General features: G+C 56.1%; 15 protein-coding genes and 5 tRNA genes. 18 read left to right on the forward strand and 2 right to left on the reverse strand.

What is annotated here, in order from left to right; translation table 11 throughout:
- Window positions 1-7: 7 nt before the first annotated feature.
- On the reverse strand, window positions 8-967 hold the full coding sequence (gene srlE, locus N037_RS11040; RefSeq protein WP_032640861.1) for a PTS glucitol/sorbitol transporter subunit IIB: 960 nt from the start codon (window positions 965-967) through the stop codon (window positions 8-10).
- A complete protein-coding gene (gene srlA / locus N037_RS11045; protein WP_023333189.1) occupies window positions 964-1,527 on the reverse strand; it encodes a PTS glucitol/sorbitol transporter subunit IIC in 564 nt (187 codons plus the stop codon). The genes srlE and srlA overlap by 4 nt, the downstream gene beginning before the upstream one ends.
- Before the next feature lie 253 nt (window positions 1,528-1,780).
- On the opposite strand from srlA, the gene mltB reads away from it, so the two are divergent.
- The 18 genes from mltB to luxS all read left to right on the forward strand — a co-directional run bounded on the left by mltB (window position 1,781) and on the right by luxS (window position 15,580).
- Window positions 1,781-2,881 carry a lytic murein transglycosylase B gene (gene mltB / locus N037_RS11050; protein WP_197278575.1) on the forward strand — a complete coding sequence of 367 codons (1,101 nt, stop codon included), beginning with the start codon at window positions 1,781-1,783 and terminating at the stop codon, window positions 2,879-2,881.
- A 313-nt stretch (window positions 2,882-3,194) separates the two neighbouring features.
- Window positions 3,195-3,848, forward strand: a complete 654-nt coding sequence (locus N037_RS11055) for a metal ABC transporter ATP-binding protein (protein ID WP_023333187.1) — start codon at window positions 3,195-3,197, stop codon at window positions 3,846-3,848.
- Window positions 3,845-4,705, forward strand: coding sequence for a metal ABC transporter permease (locus N037_RS11060; RefSeq protein WP_023333186.1), 861 nt, complete (start codon window positions 3,845-3,847; stop codon window positions 4,703-4,705). The genes N037_RS11055 and N037_RS11060 overlap by 4 nt, the downstream gene beginning before the upstream one ends.
- Before the next feature lie 14 nt (window positions 4,706-4,719).
- Window positions 4,720-5,598 carry a metal ABC transporter substrate-binding protein gene (locus N037_RS11065; protein ID WP_032640865.1) on the forward strand — a complete coding sequence of 293 codons (879 nt, stop codon included), beginning with the start codon at window positions 4,720-4,722 and terminating at the stop codon, window positions 5,596-5,598.
- A 129-nt stretch (window positions 5,599-5,727) separates the two neighbouring features.
- Entirely contained in the window at window positions 5,728-6,225 is a 498-nt protein-coding gene (pncC, locus tag N037_RS11070; RefSeq protein ID WP_032640867.1) for a nicotinamide-nucleotide amidase, read from the forward strand.
- 89 nt (window positions 6,226-6,314) lie between these two features.
- Window positions 6,315-7,373: a recombinase RecA gene (recA, locus tag N037_RS11075; protein WP_023308943.1), complete on the forward strand. Its 1,059-nt coding sequence runs from the start codon at window positions 6,315-6,317 to the stop codon at window positions 7,371-7,373.
- A gap of 68 nt (window positions 7,374-7,441) precedes the next feature.
- Complete coding sequence (gene recX / locus N037_RS11080) at window positions 7,442-7,942, forward strand: recombination regulator RecX (protein WP_032640869.1); 501 nt, start codon at window positions 7,442-7,444, stop codon at window positions 7,940-7,942.
- Between the two features lie 131 nt (window positions 7,943-8,073).
- Window positions 8,074-10,701: an alanine--tRNA ligase gene (gene alaS / locus N037_RS11085; protein WP_032640871.1), complete on the forward strand. Its 2,628-nt coding sequence runs from the start codon at window positions 8,074-8,076 to the stop codon at window positions 10,699-10,701.
- 241 nt (window positions 10,702-10,942) lie between these two features.
- Window positions 10,943-11,128: a carbon storage regulator CsrA gene (gene csrA, locus N037_RS11090; protein WP_000906486.1), complete on the forward strand. Its 186-nt coding sequence runs from the start codon at window positions 10,943-10,945 to the stop codon at window positions 11,126-11,128.
- A gap of 342 nt (window positions 11,129-11,470) precedes the next feature.
- A tRNA-Ser gene (locus N037_RS11095) sits at window positions 11,471-11,563 on the forward strand.
- 4 nt (window positions 11,564-11,567) lie between these two features.
- Window positions 11,568-11,644: transfer RNA gene (locus tag N037_RS11100), tRNA-Arg, on the forward strand.
- Between the two features lie 64 nt (window positions 11,645-11,708).
- Window positions 11,709-11,785: transfer RNA gene (locus tag N037_RS11105), tRNA-Arg, on the forward strand.
- Window positions 11,786-11,814: 29 nt separating this feature from the next.
- Window positions 11,815-11,891: transfer RNA gene (locus tag N037_RS11110), tRNA-Arg, on the forward strand.
- A gap of 65 nt (window positions 11,892-11,956) precedes the next feature.
- Window positions 11,957-12,033 (forward strand) — tRNA-Arg (locus tag N037_RS11115).
- Window positions 12,034-12,291: 258 nt separating this feature from the next.
- Window positions 12,292-12,858 (forward strand): fructose-1-phosphate/6-phosphogluconate phosphatase, encoded by a 567-nt coding sequence (gene yqaB, locus N037_RS11120; RefSeq protein WP_032640873.1) that lies wholly within the window; start codon window positions 12,292-12,294, stop codon window positions 12,856-12,858.
- On the forward strand, window positions 12,855-13,283 hold the full coding sequence (locus N037_RS11125; protein ID WP_008499541.1) for a YqaA family protein: 429 nt from the start codon (window positions 12,855-12,857) through the stop codon (window positions 13,281-13,283). The genes yqaB and N037_RS11125 overlap by 4 nt, the downstream gene beginning before the upstream one ends.
- A gap of 83 nt (window positions 13,284-13,366) precedes the next feature.
- The gene (gene gshA, locus N037_RS11130; protein WP_032640875.1) at window positions 13,367-14,911 is read left to right on the forward strand and encodes a glutamate--cysteine ligase; all 1,545 of its coding nucleotides are present in this window, start codon (window positions 13,367-13,369) and stop codon (window positions 14,909-14,911) included.
- A gap of 153 nt (window positions 14,912-15,064) precedes the next feature.
- Window positions 15,065-15,580, forward strand: a complete 516-nt coding sequence (luxS, locus tag N037_RS11135) for an S-ribosylhomocysteine lyase (protein WP_008499539.1) — start codon at window positions 15,065-15,067, stop codon at window positions 15,578-15,580.
- Window positions 15,581-15,593: the final 13 nt, after the last annotated feature.

Below are 15,593 nucleotides of genomic sequence, written 5' to 3' on the forward strand. Positions count from 1 at the left end.
GAACCTCTTATTGATAAATAAAGCCGGAGACAAACCAGGCAATCAGCACCGTCGGTGCGCCCGTCAGGAAACGGCTCACCAGCACGGACGGCACGCCCACGCGCACGGTGTCCTGGCGCGCTTCGGCCAGCGACAGCCCAACGGGGATGAAGTCGCACGCTGCCTGAGCGTTAATGGCAAACAGGGCGGGCAGGGCGAGGTGCGGAGGGATGTTCCCCATACCGATCTGCACGCCAATCAGCACGCCGATGACCTGGGCAATCACCGCGCCCGGGCCAAGGAACGGCGACAGCAGCGGGAAGGAGCAGATCAGCGCCAGCGTGACCAGCCCGAGCGGGTGGCTGGCGAGCGGGGCGAGGCCGTGGGCAATCCAGTCCCCCAGGCCGGACGCCATGATGATGCCGATCAGCGCCGAGACGAACGCCATAAAGGGCAGGATGGTTTTCAGCACCGTGTCGATGGTGTCGCGCCCGGACTGGAACAGCACCGCCACGGCGGAACCCATGCCCATCCCGACCTTCGCCAGCAGGCCGTCGCTCTGCTCGGTGATTTTCTTGCTGGTGTCGTACTCGCGCGGGGCCGCTTTTTGCGGCGCGGCAGTGCCATTCACCAGCGTGATGTTGTCCTCCTTCACGCCTGAAACATAAATGTCCTCAAGGATGTACTGCGCCAGCGGGCCGGATTTTCCGGTGGCGTGAATATTCACCGTCGGAATGCGGCGCTTCGGATAGATGCCGCAGCGCAGCGTGCCGCCGCAGTCGATCACCGCCACGCCGATTTCCGCTTCCGGCGGTTCGCCTTCTTTGAAGCCGTCGACCGCTTCCCAGCCGGTCAGCTCGCGCAGCCTGTCGACGATCGCCGGGCGCGTCCCTGCGGTGATGTAGACGATCTTTTTGCCTTCGGTGGCCTCGAACTCCAGCGGGCCGCCCCAGCCGCCCGTGCCTTTCTCAATGCGGATCCGGTTCATGCTGTGGCTCCTGAAAGATGGACTTTTTGTTCAAGCTGGATGCCCATTTTTTTCTCGAAAATGGCGGTGGTGAGGTCGGTCACCCAGCCGCGGAAGAAGTTGGTGACCAGGCCGACCAGCAGGTAGCTCACTGCGAGCGGGCCGAGCGGCAGGCCAAGGGTGGTGAGGCCGCTGGCAATACCGAGATAGACAAACAGCTCGCCGGGGTTGATGTGCGGGAACAGGCCGTTCATGGAATGGCAGCTGTAGGAGGCGGCGGCGTAGTAGCTCGGCTTGTACTTTTCCGGCATGAAGCGACCGAGGCTTAAGGTCATCGGGTTGCAGAACACGAAGGTGCCGATGAAGGGTAAAACCAGGTAGCGGGACAGCGGGTTTCCGGCGCAGCGCTGGGCGAAGCGTTCAATGCGCTGCTGGCCGATAAAGTTGATCAGCGCGTTCATGATCACCAGCAGGCTGATCAGCAGGGGCAGGATCCCGGTCACCATGCCGGTGAACACTTCTCCGCCTTTCTGAAACAGCCCGATGAACCACTCGGCGCCGTGGGTGATGGTTTCTATCATTCTTCTCTCCTGTGGGGCTTTTTTGTTTTTGTCTGACTGCGGTTAATAATAATCACTTTGAAAGATTTTAAAGTGTTAGTTAGATCTCACAATGAAAGAAAAATGGATTATTTTGAAAGTTTATTGATGGAGTGAATGGTTTTCGGTGGAAAAAAGCGCGGATTTGCGTGGAGGAGGTGCGTACCGCTTCCTTGAGGTGTCGCGGATGCTTTACCATACTGGGTTCTTATCGAACCCGTTAAATGGATGTCTCATGTTCAAGCGTCGTTATGCAGCGCTGTTGCCTGCGCTTATCCTGCTGTCTGCCTGTAGTAGCAAACCAAAGACCGAAGCCGTTCAGCAAACGGCGGGCGCGCCTTCCGGAGGATTCCTGCTGGAGCCGCAGCACAATATGATGCAGATGGGCGGCGACTTCGCGAATAACCCGGCGGCCGAGCAGTTCATTGATAAAATGGTGAGCAAACACGGCTTTGACAGGCAGCAGCTGCACGAAATTTTGTCTCAGGCCAGGCGGCTGGACTACGTGCTGCGCCTGATGGACAGGCAGGCGCCAACGGCCCAGGTGCCGAGCGGGCCGAACGGCGCGTGGCTGCGCTACCGCAAACAGTTTATTACCCCGGACAACGTGCAAAACGGCGTAGCGTTCTGGAATCAGTATGAAGATGCGCTCAACCGCGCGTGGCAGGTCTACGGCGTACCGCCTGAAATCATCGTCGGGATCATCGGCGTGGAAACCCGCTGGGGCCGCGTGATGGGTAAAACCCGCATCCTCGACGCGCTGGCGACGCTCTCCTTTAACTACCCGCGCCGCGCGGAGTACTTCTCTTCCGAGCTGGAAACCTTCCTGCTGATGGCGCGCAGCGAGCAGGACGACCCGCTGGATCTGAAAGGGTCGTTTGCCGGCGCGATGGGCTACGGCCAGTTTATGCCGTCCTCCTATAAGCAGTACGCGGTCGACTTTAACGGGGATGGTCACATCAACCTGTGGGATCCGGTGGATGCCATCGGCAGCGTGGCGAACTACTTCAAAGCGCACGGCTGGACGCCGGGCGGCCAGGTTGCCGTGCAGGCGAACGGCGAGGCGTTTGGTCTGGAAAACGGCTTCAAAACCAAATACAGCGTTGCGCAGCTGACGGCGGCAGGCTTAACGCCAACGCAGCCGCTGGGCAATGTCGATCAGGTGAGCCTGCTGCGTCTGGACGTGGGAACCGGCTATCAGTACTGGTACGGCATGCCGAACTTCTACACCATCACCCGCTATAACCACAGCACTCACTATGCGATGGCCGTATGGCAGCTGGGGCTGGCGGTATCGCAGGCCCGCGTGCCGGCAGCGTCGCCGTTTAGTCAGTAAGTTGCTCAGACGGGTAGGCCGGGTAAGGCAACGCCGCCACCCGGCATGGCTGCACGCACGGTGCGGCCTGATGCCCTCACCCTGACCCTCTCCCACGGGAGAGGGAAATTCTTCAGAAACATTTCGCCACACTCCCTTTTCAAACCCGCCATTTACATCTTAGCCGCCTTTCATTATTGTTATGTTATAACATTTATTTTGGTGTCGACATGTCAACGTCCCTTTTTTCTCTGTCTGCTCTGGTTCGGCTTTTGCTGGCGCTGGTGCTGGTTGTCTTTATCGGGCTGGCCGTGCGCTGGGCGGTGGCATTGCCATGATCGTGATGAACGAACTGGTCGCGGGCTATGACCGCCAGCCCGTTACGCGTCCTCTTTCGGGGGTGATCGAACGGGGGAGCATGACCGCCATTATCGGCGCTAACGGCTGCGGGAAATCGACGCTGCTGAAAACGCTGGCGGGGTTTATTCCTCCCGTCAGCGGCGGTTTCCGCTGGCGGGGGAAGCGCCCGGTAATCGGCTGGCTGGCACAGCGTCACGCGCTGGAGGCACAGTTTCCGCTGACCGTACAGGACGTCGTCAGCATGGGCTGCTGGCCGGGCATTTCGCTTTTTTCCGGGTTTCGTCGCGAAACGCGGCTGCGCATTGCCAGCGCGCTTGAGCGCGTCGGGCTTGAGTCCATGGCGTTATCCACCATTGATGAACTCTCCGGCGGTCAATTTCAGCGCATGCTCTTTGCCCGCGTCCTGGTGCAGCAGGCGCCGCTGGTGATGCTGGATGAACCCTTTACCGGCGTCGATGAGGGCACCTGCAACGTGCTGATGGATTTGATGCTGGAGATGTATAGGCAGGGGCAAACGCTGCTCGCGGTACTGCACGACAGCGAGCGCGTGTCGCGCCACTTCCCGCAGACGCTGCGGCTGGATGCTGACGTTCCCCAGTGGAAAACCGAGCGAGTGAGGGTGGCATGATCTGGCATCTCTTTTTTCAGCCGTTTATTGAGTACGGCTTTATGCGTCGCGCGCTGGTGGTTTGCCTGGCGCTTTCCGTTAGCACCACCGCGCTCGGCGTGTTTCTTCAGCTGCGTCGGATGAGCCTGATGGGCGATGCCCTTTCTCACGCCATTTTGCCGGGTGTCGCCGTGGGGTATTTGCTCAGCGGGATGTCGCTGCTGGCGATGAGTATTGGCGGTTTTATCGCGGGCATTACCGTGGCGCTGCTGGCCGGTCTCGTCAGCCGACGCACGCCGCTGAAAGAAGATGCCAGCTTTGCCGGGTTTTATCTTGGCTCACTGGCGTTGGGCGTCACGCTGGTGTCGCTGCGCGGGTCGAATGTTGATCTGCTGCATCTGCTGTTTGGCTCCATCCTCGCCGTGGATAACGACGCCGCGCTGTTTGTCACGGGCGTTTGTATGTTCACCCTTATCACGCTGGCGCTGCTTTATCGCGGGCTGGTCACTGAAGCGTTTGATACCGCCTGGCTGCAGGTGAACGCCCGCTGGCTGCCTGGCCTGCTGCACGGACTGTTTCTGGCGCTGCTGGTGCTCAACCTGGTGGCCGGTTTTCAGGTGCTCGGCACGCTGATGGCCGTCGGGCTGATGATGCTTCCGGCGGTGGCGGCGCGCTGCTGGGTGCGCACCTTACCCGGCTTGCTGTTGATGGCAGGAATTAGCGGCGTTATCTGCGCGTGGCTCGGGCTAAGCCTCTCCTGGGCGGCGAGTTTACCGGCCGGGCCATCCATCGTGCTCACCGCCAGCGGGCTGTTCTTTATTTCCATTTTACTGGGGACGCGAAGCAGGCTCGCTGGCAGCCTGCGGGCGTATTTTTAACGCAAGGGGAAACGATGAAACGTACAGGATTAGCAGTGGCGCTCGCGCTGGGGATGATGTCGCACGGCGTGATGGCGAAAACGCTGAATGTGGTCACCAGCTTTTCGATACTGGGGGATATCACGCAGGAGGTAGGCGGTGACCATGTGAACGTGACGACGCTGGTCGGGCCGGACGGCGATCCGCATACCTTCGAACCGTCGCCGAAAGACAGCGCGGCGCTGAGCAAGGCCGATGTGGTGGTGGTAAACGGCCTGGGGCTGGAGGGCTGGCTTGACCGCCTGGTGAAAGCCTCCGGATTCAAAGGACAGCTGGTCGTCGCCTCTACCGGGGTGAAAACCCACACGCTTGAGGAAGATGGAAAGACTGTGACCGATCCGCACGCGTGGAACAGCGCGGCGAACGGGGCGCTCTATGCACAAAATATTTTGACCGGGCTGGTGAAAGCCGATCCGGATGACAAATCCACGCTGGAAGCCTCTGGCAAAACGTATATCGCGCAGCTTAACCAGCTGGATAACTGGGCCAAAACGCGCTTTAGCGCAATCCCGCAGGAAAAACGTAACGTGCTGACCAGCCATGACGCGTTCGGCTATTTCAGCCGCGCCTACGGCGTGACGTTTATGGCGCCGCAGGGGCTGTCGTCTGAGAGCGAAGCCAGCGCGGCGCAGGTCGCTGAGATTATCAATCAGATCAAAGCCGACGGCGTGAAAACCTGGTTCATGGAGAATCAGCTCGATCCGCGTCTGGTGAAACAGATTGCGTCGGCGACGGGCGCGCAGCCTGGGGGCGAGCTTTACCCCGAAGCGCTGTCGGCAAAAGGTGGGGTGGCTGACACCTACGTTAAGGCGTTTCGCCACAATGTGAACACCCTCGCTGAGAGCATGAAATAACCTTTCCACCGCCGGTACGTCCGTACCGGCTTTTTTCTGAAGCCCCCTCGTAAAACCTGAAGTGCATCCCCACATCTGACGAGAAAGTGCTATCTTGTGCAGCACGTTTTTCTGATGCCTGGAGCGAGAATGACTGACCATGAATTGATGCAGCTTAGCGAGATCGTTGGCCTTGCGCTGAAGCAGCGTGGCGCGACCATCACCACTGCGGAATCCTGCACCGGCGGCTGGGTGGCGAAAGCGATTACCGATATTGCCGGGAGTTCCGCCTGGTTTGAACGCGGTTTTGTGACCTACAGTAACGAAGCTAAAGCCCAGATGATTGGCGTGCGTGAATCCACGCTGGAACAGCATGGCGCGGTCAGCGAACCGGTGGTGATCGAGATGGCCATTGGTGCGCTCAAAGAGGCGCGCGCAGATTACGCGATTTCCATTAGCGGCATTGCGGGCCCGGACGGCGGTAGCGACGTGAAGCCTGTCGGCACCGTCTGGTTTGGGTTCGCCACGTCCAACGGGAAAGGGATCACCCGCCGGGAGTGCTTCAGCGGCGATCGCGAAAGCGTGCGTCGTCAGGCAACCGTTTATGCGTTAAAAACGCTCTGGCAACAATTTCTACAAAACACTTGATACTGTATGACCATACAGTATAATTGCACCAACAGAACAGAAATCCACGGTGAAGCACAGTCGCTTCTCCCGGCATGACAGGAGTAATAATGGCTATCGACGAAAACAAACAGAAAGCGTTGGCGGCAGCACTGGGCCAGATCGAAAAGCAATTCGGTAAAGGCTCCATCATGCGCCTGGGTGAAGACCGTTCCATGGATGTGGAAACCATCTCCACCGGTTCGCTTTCTCTGGATATCGCGCTGGGCGCTGGCGGTCTGCCTATGGGCCGTATCGTAGAAATCTACGGGCCAGAGTCCTCCGGTAAAACCACCCTGACGCTGCAGGTGATTGCTGCGGCACAGCGCGAAGGTAAAACCTGTGCGTTTATCGATGCCGAGCACGCGCTGGACCCTGTTTATGCTCGCAAGCTGGGCGTGGATATCGACAACCTGCTGTGTTCTCAGCCGGACACCGGCGAGCAGGCGCTGGAAATTTGTGACGCGCTGGCGCGTTCTGGTGCCGTTGACGTTATCGTGGTCGACTCCGTTGCCGCACTGACGCCAAAAGCCGAAATCGAAGGTGAAATCGGCGACTCTCACATGGGCCTCGCGGCACGTATGATGAGCCAGGCGATGCGTAAGCTGGCGGGTAACCTGAAGCAGTCCAATACGCTGCTGATCTTCATCAACCAGATCCGTATGAAAATTGGCGTGATGTTCGGTAACCCGGAAACCACTACCGGTGGTAACGCACTGAAATTCTACGCCTCTGTCCGTCTGGATATCCGCCGTATTGGCGCGGTGAAAGAGGGTGAGAACGTGGTCGGTAGCGAAACCCGCGTGAAGGTTGTGAAGAACAAAATCGCCGCGCCGTTCAAACAGGCTGAGTTCCAGATCCTCTACGGCGAAGGGATCAACTTCCTCGGCGAGCTGGTTGACCTGGGCGTGAAAGAGAAGCTGATTGAAAAAGCGGGCGCCTGGTACAGCTACAACGGTGACAAGATTGGTCAGGGTAAAGCGAACGCGATCTCCTGGCTGAAAGAGAACCCGGCTGCGGCGAAAGAGATTGAGAAGAAGGTGCGTGAGCTTCTGCTGAACAACCAGGACTCCAAACCTGATTTCGTGGTGGATGCCGCGGATGCTGAAGAAACCAACGAAGACTTTTAATTCTTTCGTTTAAAAATGAAGGGCTGCTGATGCGGCCCTTTTTGCATTTCTGAATCAGCAGGTTTTTTATGAGTGAACCGACAACACGTCGACCCGCGTATGCACGCTTACTGGACCGCGCGGTGCGCATCCTTGCCGTTCGTGACCACAGTGAACAGGAGCTGCGGCGAAAACTGTCGGCACCGGTGATGAGTAAAAACGGGCCGGAAGAGATTGATGCCACGGCGGAAGATTATGACCGCGTCATCGCCTGGTGCTATGAGCATCGCTATCTTGATGACGAGCGTTTCGCCTCGCGGTTTCTCGCCAGCCGGGGCCGCAAAGGATATGGGCCCGCGCGCATCCGGCAGGAGCTGAACCAGAAAGGGGTGGCCCGGGAATCCATCGAAAAAGCGATGCGCGAATGCGACATTGACTGGTGCGAGCTGGCAAAAGAGCAGGCCATTCGTAAGTACGGCGAACCGCTGCCGCGTGAATTTTCAGAAAAAGTTAAAATCCAGCGCTTTTTGCTCTACCGCGGCTTCCTGATGGAAGATATTCAGGATATCTGGCGTAATTTTGCCGATTGAACGCATGCGGGATTTTACTTCCCACTAAAGAAAACTTATCTTATTCCCACTTTTTCCAGTAGCTGGTCTGTCCAACGGTTTACCGATACAGGCTGGCTACGACATTTCGTTAGCTTGATTTCAGGATAATTATGAGCAAGAGCACCGCTGAGATCCGTCAGGCGTTTCTCGATTTTTTCCATAGTAAGGGACACCAGGTTGTTGCCAGCAGCTCCCTGGTACCGAACAACGATCCGACTCTGCTGTTTACCAACGCCGGGATGAACCAGTTCAAGGATGTGTTCCTTGGTCTCGACAAGCGTAATTATTCCCGCGCCACAACCTCACAGCGTTGCGTGCGTGCGGGCGGTAAACACAACGACCTGGAAAACGTCGGTTACACCGCGCGTCACCATACTTTCTTCGAAATGCTGGGTAACTTCAGCTTCGGCGACTACTTCAAACACGATGCTATTCAATATGCGTGGGAACTGCTGACCGGTGAAAACTGGTTCAACCTGCCGAAAGAGCGTCTGTGGGTTACCGTCTATGAAACCGATGACGAAGCCTACGAAATCTGGGAAAAAGAAGTCGGGATCCCGCGCGAGCGCATTATTCGCATCGGTGATAACAAAGGCGCGCCATACGCGTCTGACAACTTCTGGCAGATGGGTGACACCGGTCCTTGCGGTCCGTGCACCGAGATCTTCTACGATCACGGTGACCACATCTGGGGCGGCCCTCCGGGCAGCCCGGAAGAAGACGGCGATCGCTACATTGAGATCTGGAACATCGTCTTCATGCAGTTCAACCGTCAGGCTGACGGTACCATGGAGCCGCTGCCGAAACCTTCCGTTGATACCGGTATGGGCCTGGAGCGTATTGCCGCGGTTCTGCAGCACGTTAACTCCAACTACGAGATTGACCTGTTCAGCACCCTGATCAAAGCCGTTGCCGAAGTGACCGGCGCGACCGATCTGAACAACAAATCGCTGCGCGTTATCGCGGACCACATCCGTTCCTGTGCGTTCCTGATTGCCGACGGCGTTATCCCGTCGAATGAAAACCGTGGCTACGTGCTGCGTCGTATCATTCGTCGCGCCATCCGTCACGGCAACATGCTGGGCGCGAAGGACACCTTCTTCTATAAACTCGTTGGGCCACTGATTGGCGTGATGGGTTCAGCCGGTGACGAGCTGAAACGCCAGCAGGCGCAGGTTGAGCAGGTTCTGAAAACCGAAGAAGAGCAGTTTGCCCGTACGCTGGAGCGCGGTCTGGCGCTGCTGGACGAAGAGCTGGCGAAGCTTAAGGGCGACACGCTGGACGGCGAAACCGCTTTCCGCCTGTATGACACCTACGGCTTCCCGGTTGACCTGACGGCTGACGTTTGCCGCGAGCGCAACATCAAAGTTGACGAAGCGGGCTTTGAAGCCGCGATGGAAGAGCAGCGTCGTCGTGCGCGTGAATCCAGCGGTTTCGGTGCGGACTACAACGCGATGATCCGCGTTGATAGCGCGTCAGAATTCAAAGGCTATGAGGCGCTGGAACTGACCGGCAAAGTGACCGCCCTGTTTGTTGACGGTAAAGCCGTGGACAGCATCAGCGCGGGTCAGGATGCGGTTGTCATTCTGGACAAAACGCCGTTCTACGCGGAATCCGGCGGCCAGGTTGGCGATAAAGGCGAACTGAAAGGCAACGGTTTCAGCTTCAGCGTCAGCGACACCCAGAAATACGGTCAGGCGATTGGTCACCAGGGCAAACTGGTTTCCGGTTCTCTGAAAGTGGGCGAGGGCGTACAGGCTAACGTTGATGAAGCACGCCGCGCGCGCATTCGTCTGAACCACTCTGCAACCCACCTGATGCACGCTGCCCTGCGCGACGTGCTGGGTACCCACGTTGCACAGAAAGGTTCTCTGGTTAACGACAAAGTGCTGCGTTTCGACTTCTCGCATTTTGAAGCGATGAAGCCGTCTGAAATCCGCGCGGTGGAAGATCTGGTGAACGCGCAGATCCGTCGTAACCTGCCAATCGAGACCCATATCATGGATCTCGAGGACGCGAAGAAAAAAGGTGCGATGGCGCTGTTTGGTGAGAAATATGACGACCGCGTTCGCGTGCTGAGCATGGGCGACTTCTCTACCGAGCTGTGCGGCGGTACGCACGCATCGCGCACCGGTGACATCGGCCTGTTCCGCATTGTTTCCGAGTCGGGTACGGCGGCAGGTGTGCGTCGTATTGAAGCGGTGACCGGTGAAGGTGCGATTGCCAGCCTGCATGCGCAGAGCGATCAGCTGCACGACATCGCGCAGCTGCTGAAAGGCGATAGCCAGAACCTGGGCGAGAAAGTGCGCGTTGCGCTGGATCGCACGCGTCAGCTGGAAAAAGAGCTGCAGCAGCTGAAAGAGCAGGCTGCGGCGCAGGAGAGTGCAAACCTCTCCAGCAAGGCTGTAGACATTAAGGGCGTCAAACTGCTGGTCAGCGATCTGGCGGGCGTTGAGCCTAAGATGCTGCGTACTATGGTCGACGATCTCAAGAACCAGCTTGGTTCTACCGTTATCGTGCTGGCGACAGTGGCAGAAGGTAAGGTTTCTCTGATTGCGGGCGTCTCTAAGGATGTGACCGACCGCGTAAAAGCAGGGGAACTGATTGGTATGGTCGCTCAGCAGGTGGGCGGCAAAGGTGGCGGTCGTCCGGACATGGCGCAAGCCGGTGGTACGGATGCGGCGGCACTTCCGCAAGCTTTGGCCAGCGTTGAAAGCTGGGTAAGCGCGAAACTGTAATAACTACAAAGCACAAGCAGACGCCATAGCGGTAACGTTGTGGCGTCTTGTTCACTGTGCTATCGATAACGATAAAGTCAGGTTGAGTTTGTGTATATCGGCTAAACTTACGTTTAACAGAATGTGATGCCGTGACTGCTTACACTTTACGTGTTTGTCATCGCTTACTTTTTGGCGTTATATGATGGATAATGCCGGGATACAAGAGACCCGACTCTTTTAATCTTTCAAGGAGCAAAGAATGCTGATTCTGACTCGTCGAGTTGGTGAGACCCTCATGATTGGGGATGAGGTCACCGTGACAGTTTTAGGGGTAAAGGGTAACCAGGTACGTATTGGTGTTAACGCTCCTAAAGAAGTATCTGTCCACCGTGAAGAGATCTACCAGCGTATCCAGGCTGAAAAATCCCAGCAGTCCAGTTACTGATATTGTCGCGTCTCGCTGTCGGGCGAGACGCAACCCTCCTGTCATTTTTCCTGCTCAACGTTACCGTTTAATTTCAAACGCTCTCTTTTTAACCACTCCGTTACCCTAAACTCGCCCTTACGCTGCCATTTCTGCAAAGGTTTTCTGTGAAGATGCCTACAAAATCCGCTTATAAAACACCCTCTTTGCGGCTTTTACATGCGAATTGCGTGTGATTTGTGCAAACGATAAAAGCTTTTGGAAAATTGTTTGACTTATAAGTCCCAGAAAGTAATATATGCGCCACGCAGCGACGAGAAGCTCTTAACGAGTCACTCGAAGCACTCGAAAGAGGCGTTGTGTGGTGAGGTGGCCGAGAGGCTGAAGGCGCTCCCCTGCTAAGGGAGTATGCGGTCAAAAGCTGCATCCGGGGTTCGAATCCCCGCCTCACCGCCATTTTGCATCCGTAGCTCAGCTGGATAGAGTACTCGGCTACGAACCGAGCGGTCGGAGGTTCGAATCCTCCCGGATGCACCATCTATTACTTCATATTGCTTTAGAAGTGATATGAATATCGAGCAGTACAGTAGTAAATCCCGATGCATCCGTAGCTCAGCTGGATAGAGTACTCGGCTACGAACCGAGCGGTCGGAGGTTCGAATCCTCCCGGATGCACCATTTACTATTTCTGAAAGCAGTACCCTGATGCATCCGTAGCTCAGCTGGATAGAGTACTCGGCTACGAACCGAGCGGTCGGAGGTTCGAATCCTCCCGGATGCACCATCTTTTACTTTGTGTTGCTTTTGAAGTGATACCGAGTATCAGCAGTAACAGTAGTAAATCCCGATGCATCCGTAGCTCAGCTGGATAGAGTACTCGGCTACGAACCGAGCGGTCGGAGGTTCGAATCCTCCCGGATGCACCATATTCTCCGAGATAATAGCAACGCTGTTGTTTCAAGGTCTGCGAGTTAATCGCAAGCACCAGGGAGGATAACGTTGCTTCAGCAACGGCCCGCAGGGCGAGGCGTAAGCCGAGTAATCCTCCCGGATGCACCATCTCTTCTGTTATTCCCTTCGATGTTTAGTTCTTAATCACTCTCGTAGTTATCACTTCGCAATCAGCGACAAAAATCACCATTTACGATAAAGTAATGCTTTGTTAATCGTTTAGCGAGAGCACGATGTACGCACAGTATGATGGTTTGATCTTCGATATGGATGGCACCATCCTGGATACCGAACCCACGCATCGTCAAGCCTGGACTGACGTCCTGAGCCGCTACGGTATGCGTTTCGATCTTCAGGCGATGATTGCCCTCAACGGATCCCCTACCTGGCGTATTGCGCAGGCCGTGATTGAACTGAATCAGGCCGATCTCGACCCGCACCTGCTCGCGCGCGAAAAAACCGATGCGGTAAAAGCCATGCTTTTAGATACCGTACGCCCTCTGCCGCTGATTGATGTGGTAAAAGAGTGGCACGGGCGTCGCCCGATGTCGGTAGGAACGGGCAGTGAAAGCGCGATTGCAGAAGCTTTACTCAACCATCTTGGCCTGCGCCACTATTTTTCTGCCGTGGTCGCCGCCGATCATGTTAAACATCACAAGCCCGCACCGGACACCTTCCTGCTTTGCGCAGAGTTAATGGGCGTCCCGGCGGCAAAATGCGTTGTGTTTGAAGATGCCGATTTCGGTATTCAGGCCGCGCGTGATGCCGGCATGGCCGCGGTGGATGTGCGCTTACTGTGAGTGACGCGCTGTCACTCGCCTCATTATTCGCCAGCAGTTTTTTAAGCGCCACGCTGTTACCGGGAAATTCGGAAGTGGTGCTGGTGGCGATGCTGTTGTCCGGCGTGAGTCAGCCCTGGCTGCTTGTATTAATAGCAACAATGGGTAATAGCCTTGGAGGGCTGACTAACGTTATTCTTGGGCGTTTCTTTCCGCTGCGCGAAAAATCGCGCTGGCAGGAAAAGGCAGTCGGCTGGCTAAAACGCTATGGCGCTGCCACGCTGTTATTAAGCTGGATGCCTGTAATAGGCGATTTACTGTGTCTGCTGGCGGGATGGATGCGCATCTCCTGGGGACCGGTGCTCTTTTTTTTGTGCCTTGGCAAGGCGTTGCGCTATGTTCTCGTGGCGTGGGCAACACTACAGGGTATGACGTGGTGGCACTAATTGGTGGAATGAATACGCGACCTTCAATCGTCAACCATTACAATTATGCTGAGTAACATTACTTTGACAGGCGGGAGGTCAATTTGATCCCGGACGTATCTCAGGCGCTGGCCTGGCTGGAAAACCACCCTCAGGCATTGAAGGGTATTCAGCGTGGTCTTGAGCGTGAAACGCTGCGCGTTAACGCGGACGGTAGCTTAGCGACGACGGGTCACCCGAAGGCGTTAGGCTCGGCGCTGACACATAAATGGATCACAACCGATTTCGCTGAGGCACTGCTGGAGTTCATCACGCCAGTAGAGGGTGATATTGATCATATGCTGACGATCATGCGCGATATCCATCGCTACACCGCGCGCAACATGGGCGACGAACGTATGTGGCCCCTCAGCATGCCGTGCTATATCGAGCAGGGCAAGGAGATTGAGCTGGCGCAGTACGGCACGTCAAATATCGGTCGGCTGAAAACGCTCTATCGAGAAGGGCTGAAAAACCGCTACGGCGCGTTGATGCAGACGATTTCGGGCGTGCATTACAACTTCTCGCTGCCAATGGCATTCTGGCAGGCGAAATGCGGTGAAACGGATAAAGACGCGATATCTGAAGGCTATTTCCGCCTGATCCGCAACTATTACCGTTTCGGCTGGGTGATCCCGTATCTGTTTGGTGCCTCCCCGGCGATCTGTTCTTCGTTCCTGCAGGGGAAACCGACCACGCTGCCGTTCGAGAAGACCGAGTGCGGAATGTACTATCTCCCGTACGCCACCTCTCTGCGCCTGAGCGATTTGGGTTATACCAATAAATCGCAAAGCAATCTCGGTATTACGTTTAACGAATTGCACGAATATGTGGCAGGATTGAAGCGGGCGATCAAAACTCCGTCGGAAGAGTACGAGAAAATCGGCCTCGAAAAAGACGGCAAGCGCCTGCAAATCAACAGCAATGTGCTGCAGATTGAAAACGAGCTGTATGCGCCTATTCGTCCTAAGCGCGTAACTCGCAGCGGTGAAACCCCGTCGGATGCGCTTCAGCGCGGCGGGATTGAATACATTGAAGTGCGCTCGCTGGATATCAACCCGTTCTCACCGATTGGCGTTGATGAACAGCAGATTCGCTTCCTGGATCTGTTTATGGTCTGGTGCGTGCTGGCGGATGCGCCAGAAATGAGTTCAGACGAGCTGCTCTGTACCCGTACAAACTGGAACCGCGTGATTCTGGAAGGGCGTAAACCGGGTCTGACGCTGGGTATCGGCTGCGAAACGGCACAGTTCCCGCTGACCAAAGTCGGCAAAGATCTGTTCCGCGATCTGAAGCGTGTTGCCCGCACAATGGACAGCATCGACGGCGGCGACGCGTATCAACAGATTTGCGACCAGCTGGTGGAATGTTTTGATAATCCGGAACTGACGTTCTCAGCGCGTATTCTGCGTTCTATGATCGATCAGGGCATTGGTGGCACGGGGCGTTCACTCTCAGCGGAGTACCGTGAGATGCTGATGCAGGAGCCGTTAGAAGTGCTGAGCGAAGCGGATTTTGTAGCGGAACGCGATGCGTCCGTTGTGCGTCAGAAAGAGGTTGAAGCGGCGGATACCGAGTCGTTTGAGGCGTTTCTGGCGAAGCAGGCTTAAGCAGAAAAGAAAAAGGCCACATCGCTGTGGCCAAAATATACATCTCTGAATTCAGGGATGATGATAACAAATGCGCGTCTTTCATATACTCAGACGCGCATTCTGTCGAAGAGTTCAGTTTATTTTAAAAAAAATCACTATCGGAGGTGACGTATGCCGTTATTAGATAGCTTTACTGTCGACCATACCCGTATGGAAGCACCTGCAGTACGCGTGGCGAAGACCATGCACACCCCGCACGGCGACACGATCACCGTCTTCGATCTGCGTTTCTGCGTGCCAAATAAAGAAGTGATGCCAGAGAAAGGCATTCATACCCTGGAGCACCTGTTCGCCGGTTTCATGCGTGACCATCTGAACGGCAACGGCGTTGAGATCATCGATATCTCTCCGATGGGCTGCCGTACCGGGTTCTACATGAGCCTGATTGGCCAGCCGGAAGAGAAACGCGTCGCAGATGCGTGGAAAGCGGCGATGGAAGACGTGCTGAAGGTGAAAGAGCAGAACCAGATCCCTGAGCTGAACGTTTACCAGTGCGGTACTTATCAGATGCACTCTCTGGAAGAAGCGCAGGAAATCGCGCGTCACATCATCGAGCGTGATGTTCGCGTGAACAGCAACGAAGAGCTGGCCCTGCCAAAAGAAAAACTGCAGGAACTGCACATCTAGTGCACCTTTTCCC

The sequence above is a fragment of the Enterobacter sp. EGD-HP1 genome (assembly GCF_000733275.2).
Classification (GTDB): Bacteria; Pseudomonadota; Gammaproteobacteria; order Enterobacterales; family Enterobacteriaceae; genus Enterobacter.

Coding starts and splice junctions, on each gene's coding strand:
- srlA (WP_023333189.1), bottom strand. CDS start 1,527: ATGATAGAAACCATCACCCACGGCGCCGAGTGGTTCATCGGGCTGTTT.
- N037_RS11060 (WP_023333186.1), top strand. CDS start 3,845: ATGATCTGGCATCTCTTTTTTCAGCCGTTTATTGAGTACGGCTTTATG.
- csrA (WP_000906486.1), top strand. CDS start 10,943: ATGCTGATTCTGACTCGTCGAGTTGGTGAGACCCTCATGATTGGGGAT.
- recX (WP_032640869.1), top strand. CDS start 7,442: ATGAGTGAACCGACAACACGTCGACCCGCGTATGCACGCTTACTGGAC.
- srlE (WP_032640861.1), bottom strand. CDS start 967: ATGAACCGGATCCGCATTGAGAAAGGCACGGGCGGCTGGGGCGGCCCG.
- recA (WP_023308943.1), top strand. CDS start 6,315: ATGGCTATCGACGAAAACAAACAGAAAGCGTTGGCGGCAGCACTGGGC.
- N037_RS11055 (WP_023333187.1), top strand. CDS start 3,195: ATGATCGTGATGAACGAACTGGTCGCGGGCTATGACCGCCAGCCCGTT.
- alaS (WP_032640871.1), top strand. CDS start 8,074: ATGAGCAAGAGCACCGCTGAGATCCGTCAGGCGTTTCTCGATTTTTTC.
- pncC (WP_032640867.1), top strand. CDS start 5,728: ATGACTGACCATGAATTGATGCAGCTTAGCGAGATCGTTGGCCTTGCG.
- yqaB (WP_032640873.1), top strand. CDS start 12,292: ATGTACGCACAGTATGATGGTTTGATCTTCGATATGGATGGCACCATC.
- luxS (WP_008499539.1), top strand. CDS start 15,065: ATGCCGTTATTAGATAGCTTTACTGTCGACCATACCCGTATGGAAGCA.
- N037_RS11065 (WP_032640865.1), top strand. CDS start 4,720: ATGAAACGTACAGGATTAGCAGTGGCGCTCGCGCTGGGGATGATGTCG.
- mltB (WP_197278575.1), top strand. CDS start 1,781: ATGTTCAAGCGTCGTTATGCAGCGCTGTTGCCTGCGCTTATCCTGCTG.